The organism is Oscillibacter sp. CAG:155 (assembly GCA_000436875.1).
GTDB lineage: Bacteria > Bacillota > Clostridia > Oscillospirales > Oscillospiraceae > Oscillibacter.
Window position 1 is genome coordinate 33,984 of sequence record FR890847.1, and the last position, 10,490, is coordinate 44,473.

Below are 10,490 nucleotides of genomic sequence, written 5' to 3' on the forward strand. Positions count from 1 at the left end.
GCAACCGGCCCCGGTGTTGTTCCTTTATGCAGGCGCACAGCGGCAAAGCAGAGAAAAAGCGTCCGGAAAAGCGGCTGCGGCGGACCGGAGCCGTCACGTGCGCAGAATACAGAACGGAAGGAGCGCAAACCACATGAGTTTATATGGAGAACACTGGAAGATTGACGGCGTGATTGCAGGGATGGTTCAGCGGGAGCAGGCCAACGGCTGTTACCGGGTCATCATCGAGCGGGAGTACGCCGAACTTCCGCAGATCGAGTCCATCCACTGGCAGCAGCCTGTGATCGAGCACCTCCAGACGGAGTTTCCCGATGAGACGGGGCTCCCGGAGGGGTACGGCTTTGAGGTGGTACGGACCACGTATGACAGTGGGACCAGAAGTTACGCCGTGGAACTCAGAACGGCGCAGCAGTATCTGGGGAACGTGTCCGAATACCAGTCCCAGGTGGAGAAGCTGACCGCCAGCCTTTCTGCCAAAGAGCAGGAAGTGACGGAGCTGAACGAGGCAGTCAAGGAGAAAGAGGCTGCTCTCGCAGCCCAGACAGAGGAGCTGGAGGCCCTGCGGGAGGACGGAACCGCGGCGGCGGAAGAGCAGCTGCAGGCGGCCTATACGGAAGGAGTGGAGAGCAATGGCTGAGATGATGACACTGGCAGAGGAAAAGGTCCGGGAACAGGGACGTCTGGATGCGGCGGCACTGTCGGCCCGGGCGGTATCGGGCGAGGCGGACGGTGCGGAGCTGCTGGAAAAGCAAACTCAGATTCCCACCTGGCGGGCCCGGGATTTCCGCACGGAGGAGACCCCCGTCGGCAAGCCCTACAAGTGGGGCGAGATGGTGTATAAGCTGGTGCAGCAGCATGACGCCACCAACAACCCGGACTGGACGCCGGACAAGGTGCCCGCCCTGTGGGCGGCGGTTTCGCAGGAAGGCCAGACCGGGACCCGGGAGGACCCTATCACGGCGGCCCGGGGTATGGAGTATGTCTATGGCCGGTACTATCACGACCCGGAGGATGACAAGGTCTATCTCTGCAAGAGAATCGGAGAGGGGGAGGGCGGCAAAATCATTTTGCAGTACCTGCCCCATGAGCTGATCGGGCAGTATTTTGAGGAGGCGCAGTGATGGGCACCGACAGCGGAATTTTACATGTGAAAGTGGCGATTGCCGGTGCGGTCGGGATTCTGACGGCACTGTGGGGCTGGTTCGGCTGGCTGGTGATTGTCTGGGCGGTGCTGATGCTGATGGACTGGCTGGTGGGAAGCCTCGTCGCCGCCAAGGAAGGCCGCTGGTCCAGCGCCAAAATGCGGGAGGGCGCCTGGCACAAGGGCGGAATGGTCCTGGTGGTGTGTGTTGCGCTGATGGCGGATTGGCTGATTGGAATGATCCTGGACAATCTCCCCGGCATTGCGCTGCCCTTTTCCTACTCGGTGCTGATGGGCCCGTTGGTGATCGTCTGGTACATCATCGGCGAACTGGGTAGCCTGGCGGAGCATGCGGTCAATATGGGCGCCGCTGTGCCGTCATGGCTGATGGAGATGCTGGAGGTTGGAAAGAGTGCCGTGGACACGGCGGGGAATCAGATTGCCCCCGGGGATGGGTCAGGGACCCCGCCCCAGGCATAAGCTGATGGAGGGAGCAGTCCTGCCGCGGCAGGGAACGGCCCCCTCAATGCGCATCCGCAAGAGCATCAACCATTATGAGAAAGACCTCCGGCACAGCCGTGCCGGAGGTGTACGGAAGGAGCTGTTATGGGTTATCTCTTGAAAGAATGTCTGGCAAACGCCGGAAATTACGGCGGGACCCGGACAGCTGCCCAGATCAAATACCTGGTGTTCCACTACACCGGAAACGACGGGGATAAGGCCGCCAACAACGCCGCCTATTTTCAAAACAACATCGTCAAGGCCAGCGCCCACTACTTTGTGGATGATGCCTGCGTATACCGGTCCGTGCCGGATCTGCGGGTGGCCTGGGCAGTGGGCGGCAGCAAATATCCCAACGCCGCAGCCACCGGCGGCGGTACCATGTATGGAAAGATCACCAACACCAACAGCCTTTCCATCGAGCTGTGCGATACCGCCCGCAACGGGGTCTACCAGGCCAGCGAGGCCACCATGGAAAACGCTGCGGCGCTGGGGCGGAAACTGATGGCAAAATATAATATCCCGCTTTCCAACGTGTACCGGCATTTTGACGTCACGGGAAAACACTGCCCCAGTTATTTGATCAGCGCCCCCAAGTGGGCGGAATTTAAAGCGAGATTGGAGGAGGAGCGTGTGGTTCGATATCAGTGCCTGAAGGATGTTCCGGCTGCGTTTCAGCCCACCATCAAAATTCTGATGGATGCCGGAATCCTGCAGGGAGACGGCAGCGACCCCACTGGAAACGGGGATGTCATTGATCTGAGCCATGATCAGGTACGGACGTTGGTGTTTGTGTACCGGGGCGGCGGATTCGATGAAAAACTCCGCAAGGCCGGACTCAAGCCGGTGGTCAGCTGACCGCCGCACCTCATTAAAAAGCCGCCGGGATTTTTCCCGGCGGCTCTTTTGTATGAAAGAACAATGTGTATTGCCCAAGCGAAAGCGGGGCACTGCGTTCCCGCTTAGTCGGAGGAGAATGCCAGCAGACGGCTGAGGACGCTCCAGAGTTCCCGGGGCGTGCGCAGCAGGCAGTCTGCCCCAGCCAGCTCCTCGGTGCTGCCGTAGCCGTACAGACAGCCGGCAAACCGCAGATGGTTTCGGAGTGCGGCCTCCCGGTCTGCCGCCCGGTCGCCGACGACCAGGAAGGGGCCGCCATACTGCTCCAGCAGGCCTTGGACGATCTGGTATTTTGGCTGGTAGCCAAAGTCCTCTCCGCAGAACAGTCCGTCGAAGAACCGGGAGAGGGAGAACACGCGGTCGTGGGCTTCCAGGTAGCTGCGGGGGCAGCTGCTCAGAAGAAGCATCCGGCCGCCCAGCCGCTTCAAAGCGGCCAGGGCCTCTGGCACCCCGGGGTACAAACGGGCACCTCCACCTTCGATCCGGGAGAGCATCCCGTCGCCCACCTCCTCGATGGAACGGCGTTTTTCCGCCTCCGGCAGGCCGGGCAGCATCTGATCCCATGCGGCTTCGGGCGGCAGGCCGATCCAGGCCCGCAGCTCTTTATCCGTCCACCGCCGGGGCGGCGCGAATCCCCGGGCTGTCAGGTGATCGTATGCGTCCTGCATGGCAGGGGCGTAGATCCGGAGACTCTCGTGGAGGGTGCCGTCGTAGTCGAAGAGAAGGGTCGTCATGCTCACGCGTCCAGTGCCCGGATCAGATTCACCATTTCAATGGCGCCCTGGGCGCACTCGGCACCCTTGTTGCCGGCCTTGGTGCCTGCCCGCTCGATGGCCTGTTCAATGGTGTCCGTGGTGAGAACACCGAACATCACGGGGACGTCGCTGTTCAATGCCACGTTGGCCACGCCCTTGGAGACCTCACTGCACACATAGTCATAGTGGCTGGTGCTGCCCCGGATCACGGCACCCAGGGCGATGACGGCATCAAACTTGCCGCTTTTGGCCATTTTGGATGCGATCAGCGGGATCTCAAAGGCGCCGGGGACCCAGGCAACCGAGATGTCCTGAGGCTGCACACCGTGGCGCAGAAGGCTGTCCTCGCAGCCGCTGAGGAGCTTGGAGACGATGAACTCATTGAACCGGGCGGCCACGATGCCCACCTTGATGCCTTCGCTGATGAGTTTTCCTTCAAAGATTTTCATGATATGTTCCTCCTAAAATTTTGTTATGCTCAGTAATTGACCAGATGGCCCATTCGCTTCTGCTTGGTCCGCAGGTAGAAAAGATCCTCTTTGGTGGCCGCGATCTGGATGGGGACCCGCTCCGTAATCTCCAGGCCAAAATCCGAGAGCTGATAGATCTTCTCCGGGTTGTTGGTGAGCAGGCGCATGGTTTTCACCCCCAGATCCCGGAGGATCTGGGCGCCGGTCCAGTACTCCCGCAGGTCAGGGGCAAAGCCCAGCTTCACGTTGGCGTCCACGGTGTCGAATCCCTGCTCCTGCAGTTCGTAGGCCTTGAGCTTGTTGATGAGGCCGATCCCCCGGCCCTCTTGGCGCATGTAGAGCAGCACGCCCCGGCCCTCTGCCTCGATCTGCCGCATGGCCGCCGCCAGCTGTTCGCCGCAGTCGCAGCGCCGGGAACCGAACACATCGCCGGTGAGGCACTCGGAGTGGACCCGGCACAGCACGTCCTTCCCGTCGCCGATCTCGCCCTTCACCAGGGCCACATGGTGCTCACCGGTGAGGTCGTTGATGTAGCCGTAGATCTGGAAGTCCCCGTAGCGGGTGGGCATTTTGGCGCAGGCCTCCCGGACCACGTGCTTGTCATGGAGCCGGCAGTAGTCCTGAAGAGACTTGATGGTGATGACCTTGATGCCCCACTCCCGGGCCTTTTCCAAAAGTTCCGGCGTACGCATCATGGTGCCGTCGTCCCGCATGATCTCGCAGCAAAGGCCGCAGGGCGTGAGGCCTGCCAGGCGGCACAGGTCCACCGTGGCCTCCGTGTGGCCGTTGCGCACCAGCACACCGCCCCGCCGGGCTACCAGGGGGAATACGTGGCCGGGCCGTCGCAGATCCTCCGGTCGGGTGGAGAGGTCCACGCACTTGCGGCAGGTGTAGCCCCGCTCTTCGGCGGAGATGCCGGTGGTGGTGTCCACGTGGTCGATGGAGACGGTGAAGGCGGTGCAGTGGTTGTCGGTGTTCACCTTCACCATCTGCTCCAGTCCCAGCCGGGCGGCGATCTCCTCGCTCATGGGCGTACAGATGAGGCCCTTGGCATGCACGGCCATGAAGTTGACGTTCTCCGTGGTGGCAAACTGAGCGGCACAGATGAGATCGCCCTCATTTTCCCGGTCCTCGTCGTCGATGGAGAGAATGAGGTGCCCCGCCCGGAGTTCCTCCAGAGCTTCTTCCACCGTGCAGAATTGCTGATCCATGTTGTATTCCTCCTTTATCCAGATCAAAAGCCGTTTTCAGCCAGAAATTCCAGTGTCACGCCGCGGCTGCCGGTGGGCTCCGGCGCAGGCTGCAGCAGTTTTTCCACATATTTTCCAATGATGTCCGTCTCCAGGTTTACTGTGTCGCCGGGCCCCTTCTCTCCCAGGATCGTCACCTGGGCGGTGTGGGGGATCACCGAGACGGAGAACCGGTCCTGCTCCACGGTGGCCACCGTTAAACTGATGCCGTCGATGGTGATGGAGCCTTTTTCCACAATATAGCGCAGAAGCGGTGCCGGAGTCTCCACGGTGTACCAGACGGCGTTGTCGTCCCGGCGGGTGGAGGCGATGCGGCCGGTGCCGTCGATGTGGCCGGAGACGATGTGGCCGCCGAAGCGGCCGTTTGCGGCCATGGCCCGCTCCAGGTTCACCCGGCTGCCCGGGGCAAGGCTGCCCAGAGAGGAGCGGCGCAGCGTCTCATGCATAACGTCGGCGGTAAAGGAGTCGCTGCCCAGGGAAGTGGCGGTGAGGCAGACTCCGTTGACTGCCACGCTGTCACCGATCTTGAGATCGGAGAGCACAGTATCCGCCCCGATGGTCAGTACCGAGGAGTGGGCGCCCCGCCGGATCTGCCGAATGACGCCGATCTCTTCAACAATTCCTGTGAACATGTCCCACGACCTCGCTTTCGAGAAGAAAATCCGGCCCCAGCCGGGTGATGGTGGTATTTTGAAGCTGTACCGACTGAGCGGGCAGTTCCACGCCGGTTCCGGCCACCGGGGATTTGGCCTCTGCCCCGCCGAAGAGCTTGGGGGAGATGTAGGTCTGGACCCGCTCCACGATGCCGCTTTCCAATGCCGACCAGTTCAGTGTGCCGCCGCCCTCCAGCAGCACGCTGTCGATCTCTTCTGCGCCCAGGCGCTCCATCAGTGCGTCCAGGTCCACGTGGCCCGCCCGGCAGGGCAGGTTCCACACCCGGCACCCGGCGGCTTCATAGGGGGCGTATCGGGCCTGCTCTCCGCAGACGGCCAGAATGGTGGGGACCTCCCGGGCGGTGCGGACGATGCGGCTTTGGAGCGGTGTGCGCAGGTGGGTGTCGCAGATGATCCGAATCGGGTTCTTGCCGCCCTCCATCCGGCAGGTCAGCAGGGGGTCGTCCGCCAGAATGGTGCCAACGCCCGCCATGATAGCGGTGTAGCGGTGGCGGTCCTGGTGGACCCGCTGCCGGGCCTCCTCTCCGGTAATCCACCGGGAGGCACCGGTGCGGGTGGCGATCTTGCCGTCCATGGTCATGGCGTATTTCATCACCACATAGGGTCGCCGGGTCTGGATGAAGTGGAAGAAGACCGGGTTCAGGGCGTCACACTCCGCTTTCGAAACACCGCTTTCCACCTCCACGCCCCGGCGGCGGAGCAGCTCCAGCCCTTTGCCTGCCACCAGCGGATTGGGGTCCGAGGAACCTACCACCACCCGGGTGATGCCCGCTTCCAGAATGGCGTCGGTGCAGGGGGGCTGGCGGCCCTGGTGGCAACAGGGCTCCAGCGTGACATACAAGGTGGCCCCCTGGGGAGAGGCGGTGCAGTTTTTCAGGGCGTGCAGCTCCGCATGGAGCTCGCCGCATTTTGCGTGCCAGCCCTGGCCGATGATCTCCCCGTCCTTGACCAGTACGGCGCCTACCAGCGGATTGGGGGACGTCCAGCCGGTTCCCCGCTTGGCAAGTTCCACGGCCAGGCGCATGTAATCCAAATCTTCCATATGCAGCCTCCGAACAAAAAAGGTGCCTTGAACGGTTCGTTCAAGGCACCATGAAACACGACAACGGTCCCTGCGCATGAAAAACAAAAAACTCCGGAATGATTCCCATTCCAGAGCGTGCTCACATGCACAGGAAAAACTTCCTGCGGTACATGATCTTCTTTCATCCAGACTGTACTGTCGGCCTCGGAATTTCACCGAATCATGCCTTGCGGCTCGTGGGCTATACCACCGGTGGGGAATTGCACCCCGCCCTGAAGATCCTGATTCAATTGAGTGCATTATAGGCCGATCTGCCGCACTTGTCAAGAGACCGGCACGGTCTGCCGCAAAAAAGAGAATGATGCAGACCCGCGTGGTTGGAGGAGACACGCAGTACAGCGCCCTGGCGGTAAAAGAAGAAAATCCCCTGGTGCAGGCGGTTTACCGTCCACACCAGGGGATTTCTTATGCAGCTGCAGGACTGTTTTCGCCGGGGATTGAATCACCGTCGAGCGTGGTCACAGCTGATGCTGCAGATGCCTTTGGGCATTACTCCTCGTCGTGCTTCTTGCGGCCGAGGAAGGTCACACCGGCCAGCCCGGTTCCAGAAAGGGCGGACAGAGCCAGCCACAGAGCGGAAGCGTCACCGGTCTTGGGGACATCGGCCAGAGGCACATCGGGATCGTCCAGATCCGTGCCGGGCACGTCGGTAGTGGGCGTGTCGCCGTCAGGAATGTCCGTGGAGGGGATATCGCCGGGGATGTCGGTGGTGGGCGTGTCATCGTCGGGGATGGTCACATGATGATCATCATCGTCGTCATCGTCATCATCGTCATCATCACCGCCGGGGCCGGGACCCGGGTTGGTACCCTCGTCCTTGACAGTATAGCTGACGGTGGGCTTGGCGAAGTTCTCAGGCATACCCTGGTCGCCGTTGGAATCCACAGGGTACAGCGTGGCGCTGAGGTTGGTCAACAGGGAGGCAAAATGCTCGCTGCCGTCAGCGTCAAACTGACCGTAGGTACCGTCAGCAGTCTGCGGATTAGTCAGCTTCACGGAGTAGGTCAGCTCCACGGGAGCAAAGTTGCTCACGGGGACGTTGATCTCCCACACGAAGCACTCGTCGGATTGGCCGTCCTGGCCGTTGGCGTAATAGCGAAGGACAAAGTCATAATTATTGCTGCTGCCAAAGCCATAGACGCTGGTCACATAGTGGTCATCAAACTGAGGATCAATCAGTTCCGTCTTATCCAGCTTTACACCACCCACGGTCAGGGTCAGAGCGTCAATGTCATTGACAAAGTCGAAATCATAGGCGTTTCCGTCATTGTCTGTGCCATAGCCGATCACGTCCACGACCTTGGAGCCGGCAGAGAGCAGATAGTAGATGTCGTTTTGGATATTGTCGAAGTCGACTGTCTTTCCACCGGCCAGATAGTCCATGAAAGAGGAGGCCCAGGGATAATCGGCGTTGGAGGTGGCCTTCATGGCGTAGCAGTGATAGCCAGCCGCGGCAGCAGCCTGATAGGTCTGGTAGGTCTCATACAGGGCCTTGTCGATGGAGTTGGCATAAGCAGTCTTCCAGTTGTCATCCTGAGGCGTGGCGGTCACAACGGTTCCGCCGTAGGGATACTCATACAGGGTGCCCTGAGCCTCGACCATCGTACCGATCTCGCTGAGCCATGCAGACCAGTTGTCGGGAGCGCTGTTGGAGCCGTACTTAGAGTTCCAGTTATCGGGACCGGCCCAGTTGTTCCAAGCGTCGGCGAAGAAGGACCAGGCAGTGGCCGTGGGTTCTTCGTTGTACATGTAAGTGATGCCGTCGCTGACGAAGACCAGATACTTGCGGTTGGCGTCCACATTGGTGTCCTCATCCAGCATGGCCTTGCCGGCCAGGAGGCCCGCATGGGTATTGGTGCCGCTGGAGATTTCGGTTTTGATGGCGGTCTGGATAGTATCCATGTTCTCAGCGCTCAGACGGGTCAGAGGCAGGACGTTGTTGGCGACCTTGTTGAAAATTACGACGCCCACGTTGATGGCGGCGCCGGTGTCTTCAGCCTGTCTGCTCAGGTCGCTGAGCATGGAAATCATCTGCTCCTCCACGTCGGTGCTGGTAGACTTATCCAGCACAAACACCACATCGGATTCCAGGGTTTCCTGGGCCGCGGGCAAGGACAGCGTCACCTGAGATTCATAGTTGGAATCCAGATTGGTGGCCGTCTTGGACTTGGAAATCTCCCAATCGGGCAGATCGGGATCACCGGGGTCCAGAGGAGTCGGGCTGTGGGCAGCTTTCAGGGCCAGCGCGCCATTGACGGTGCCGACGTTGGTGAACTCCACAGCGTGGAGAGGCTTTTCATGGGCCTCCCAGCGGGCGTCCGCGCTGTCGTCGTACCAGCCGTCGATGGCGTCGTCACAGTCATCCAGCACCCAGTCGGAGCCGACAGCACTAAAAGTAACGCTGGCGGCAGCGTGGCTAAAAATATCGTCACCAGCATCATCGGCGTGGTTATTGTACAGGAGGACAGACGCGGGGATAATTACGGAACCAGCATTACAAATACCGCCGCCAGTTTGTGCAGCATGGTTGTTCATAATCTGAGTATCAGCAGGCAGTGTCAACACACCGGCCGAACCATTATAAATACCTCCGCCGTTGGTTGTGCGTTCGTCATTATTATTGACTCGAAGGACCACACCGTCTTCAAAGGTAAACTTGCCGTAGTTTTCCAAACCATTATGTTGGTTGTTGAGGATACTTATCTGCGCACCCGCCTCCACTAAGGAAGTTCCACTGGAACTGCTGGCACGGATGCCGGCGCCACTGCCATTTACAGCATTTCCGTTGGCGTTAATCACAGAAGTGCCGTCAACTGTCAAATTCCCGGAATAAGTAAGCCCAAAAAGTCCGTTGTTATTGCAGTCGACGGTAGAGTTCTGGATTGTCACATTACCTGCGGATAAACCATGGCCGGCATTATTTTTGTAAGTGATCTGGGAATTAATGGCCGTAAACTTACCGCCATTGGAGCCGTTACTTGTGCAGTTTTGAACCGTGAAGGTGGAATCCTCCACGTAGATAGTAGGGCTGTTGACATAGCCGCGGTTTGTGCCATTAATTTCAAAAATGCTGTTGCCCGTAACATTGATGGTGGATGCACCTGTCTTGTCGAGCTGAATGGCTTGACCCGCTTTACCCTCTGTGTCGTTGCCATTGATGATAAAGGTTGAGCCATTGGTGACATTAATGACCGAGCCTTCATTCATGTAAATCGCATTTCGACTTCCTGTGGAACCACTGTCCACAGTAAAGGTGACTTTAGCGCCATTGATCACGTTCATCGTTCCGCTCAGGGACAGCATCAGCCACGGTGCAGTACCAACCTCAGAGTTCCACTCCACTTCCAAATCTTTTCCATCAAAGGTCAGTACACGAGTCGGATCACCCAAACCAAAGCACATCCAGCCCTCACCATTGCTTGTTAGTTGTTTGTCAATCAGAATCTTGCCGTTTCCGGTAAAAGTCAAAGTTTTATTAAATCCTATGTTCAATTTTGCATTGCCAAGCAACTCAATGGTAGCGCCTTCAGGAGCTTCCTTAATCGCCTCATCCAATGTCGTGAATTCGTCGTCTTCAATTATAACGCCTTTCGGGTCCGTGACGGTTACCGTTACAGTAATATCATGTTTACCCTGATATGTGTAATCCCCCAGGTCCGCGGTGAAGTGGTACTCATCAGCCGTCCAGCCGTCATAGCCCTCCTTGCAGGTCCAGCGG

12 protein-coding genes and 1 riboswitch are annotated in these 10,490 nt (G+C 59.2%); of the genes, 6 read left to right on the forward strand and 6 right to left on the reverse strand.

Translation table 11 applies throughout. The annotated features are described in order from the left end of the window. The first annotated feature begins 133 nt into the window (after positions 1-133). The 4 genes from QZL67_RS01935 (at position 134) to QZL67_RS01950 (ending at position 2,500) form a co-directional block, all read left to right on the forward strand. Entirely contained in the window at positions 134-637 is a 504-nt protein-coding gene (locus QZL67_RS01935; protein WP_022289096.1) for a hypothetical protein, read from the forward strand. Beyond that, on the forward strand, positions 630-1,121 hold the full coding sequence (locus QZL67_RS01940; protein WP_022289097.1) for a glycosyl hydrolase family 18 family protein: 492 nt from the start codon (positions 630-632) through the stop codon (positions 1,119-1,121). Before QZL67_RS01935 ends, QZL67_RS01940 begins: the two co-directional genes overlap by 8 nt. Beyond that, entirely contained in the window at positions 1,121-1,621 is a 501-nt protein-coding gene (locus QZL67_RS01945; RefSeq protein WP_022289098.1) for a phage holin family protein, read from the forward strand. Before QZL67_RS01940 ends, QZL67_RS01945 begins: the two co-directional genes overlap by 1 nt. A 126-nt stretch (positions 1,622-1,747) precedes the next feature. After that, positions 1,748-2,500: an N-acetylmuramoyl-L-alanine amidase family protein gene (locus QZL67_RS01950; RefSeq protein WP_022289099.1), complete on the forward strand. Its 753-nt coding sequence runs from the start codon at positions 1,748-1,750 to the stop codon at positions 2,498-2,500. 104 nt (positions 2,501-2,604) lie between these two features. On the opposite strand, the gene QZL67_RS01955 is transcribed toward QZL67_RS01950, so the two are convergent. The 6 genes from QZL67_RS01955 to QZL67_RS01980 all read right to left on the reverse strand — a co-directional run bounded on the left by QZL67_RS01955 (position 2,605) and on the right by QZL67_RS01980 (position 9,142). Then, positions 2,605-3,273, reverse strand: coding sequence for an HAD family hydrolase (locus tag QZL67_RS01955; protein WP_022289100.1), 669 nt, complete (start codon positions 3,271-3,273; stop codon positions 2,605-2,607). Positions 3,274-3,275: 2 nt separating this feature from the next. Next, on the reverse strand, positions 3,276-3,743 hold the full coding sequence (gene ribE / locus QZL67_RS01960; RefSeq protein WP_022289101.1) for a 6,7-dimethyl-8-ribityllumazine synthase: 468 nt from the start codon (positions 3,741-3,743) through the stop codon (positions 3,276-3,278). A 29-nt stretch (positions 3,744-3,772) separates the two neighbouring features. Next, positions 3,773-4,975: a bifunctional 3,4-dihydroxy-2-butanone-4-phosphate synthase/GTP cyclohydrolase II gene (locus tag QZL67_RS01965; protein ID WP_022289102.1), complete on the reverse strand. Its 1,203-nt coding sequence runs from the start codon at positions 4,973-4,975 to the stop codon at positions 3,773-3,775. A 23-nt stretch (positions 4,976-4,998) separates the two neighbouring features. Next, on the reverse strand, positions 4,999-5,646 hold the full coding sequence (locus QZL67_RS01970) for a riboflavin synthase (RefSeq protein WP_022289103.1): 648 nt from the start codon (positions 5,644-5,646) through the stop codon (positions 4,999-5,001). Beyond that, complete coding sequence (gene ribD / locus QZL67_RS01975; RefSeq protein WP_022289104.1) at positions 5,627-6,730, reverse strand: bifunctional diaminohydroxyphosphoribosylaminopyrimidine deaminase/5-amino-6-(5-phosphoribosylamino)uracil reductase RibD; 1,104 nt, start codon at positions 6,728-6,730, stop codon at positions 5,627-5,629. The genes QZL67_RS01970 and ribD overlap by 20 nt, the downstream gene beginning before the upstream one ends. Before the next feature lie 151 nt (positions 6,731-6,881). Further along, a riboswitch (FMN riboswitch) is annotated at positions 6,882-6,996 on the reverse strand. 265 nt (positions 6,997-7,261) lie between these two features. Continuing rightward, positions 7,262-9,142 carry a VWA domain-containing protein gene (locus QZL67_RS01980; protein ID WP_292919665.1) on the reverse strand — a complete coding sequence of 627 codons (1,881 nt, stop codon included), beginning with the start codon at positions 9,140-9,142 and terminating at the stop codon, positions 7,262-7,264. Between the two features lie 42 nt (positions 9,143-9,184). Here QZL67_RS01980 and QZL67_RS01985 point away from each other — a divergent pair, with 42 nt between their 5' ends. Then, positions 9,185-9,496, forward strand: a complete 312-nt coding sequence (locus QZL67_RS01985; RefSeq protein WP_292919667.1) for a hypothetical protein — start codon at positions 9,185-9,187, stop codon at positions 9,494-9,496. A 183-nt stretch (positions 9,497-9,679) separates the two neighbouring features. Further along, positions 9,680-9,943 carry a hypothetical protein gene (locus QZL67_RS01990; RefSeq protein ID WP_292919669.1) on the forward strand — a complete coding sequence of 88 codons (264 nt, stop codon included), beginning with the start codon at positions 9,680-9,682 and terminating at the stop codon, positions 9,941-9,943. Positions 9,944-10,490: the final 547 nt, after the last annotated feature.

What these genes read in the sequence shown, in the direction of transcription:
- QZL67_RS01970 (WP_022289103.1), bottom strand. Translation starts at nt 5,646, where the DNA reads ATGTTCACAGGAATTGTTGAAGAGATCGGCGTCATTCGGCAGATCCGG.
- QZL67_RS01935 (WP_022289096.1), top strand. Translation starts at nt 134, where the DNA reads ATGAGTTTATATGGAGAACACTGGAAGATTGACGGCGTGATTGCAGGG.
- ribD (WP_022289104.1), bottom strand. Translation starts at nt 6,730, where the DNA reads ATGGAAGATTTGGATTACATGCGCCTGGCCGTGGAACTTGCCAAGCGG.
- QZL67_RS01940 (WP_022289097.1), top strand. Translation starts at nt 630, where the DNA reads ATGGCTGAGATGATGACACTGGCAGAGGAAAAGGTCCGGGAACAGGGA.
- QZL67_RS01955 (WP_022289100.1), bottom strand. Translation starts at nt 3,273, where the DNA reads ATGACGACCCTTCTCTTCGACTACGACGGCACCCTCCACGAGAGTCTC.
- ribE (WP_022289101.1), bottom strand. Translation starts at nt 3,743, where the DNA reads ATGAAAATCTTTGAAGGAAAACTCATCAGCGAAGGCATCAAGGTGGGC.
- QZL67_RS01945 (WP_022289098.1), top strand. Translation starts at nt 1,121, where the DNA reads ATGGGCACCGACAGCGGAATTTTACATGTGAAAGTGGCGATTGCCGGT.
- QZL67_RS01965 (WP_022289102.1), bottom strand. Translation starts at nt 4,975, where the DNA reads ATGGATCAGCAATTCTGCACGGTGGAAGAAGCTCTGGAGGAACTCCGG.
- QZL67_RS01950 (WP_022289099.1), top strand. Translation starts at nt 1,748, where the DNA reads ATGGGTTATCTCTTGAAAGAATGTCTGGCAAACGCCGGAAATTACGGC.
- QZL67_RS01990 (WP_292919669.1), top strand. Translation starts at nt 9,680, where the DNA reads ATGGCCGGCATTATTTTTGTAAGTGATCTGGGAATTAATGGCCGTAAA.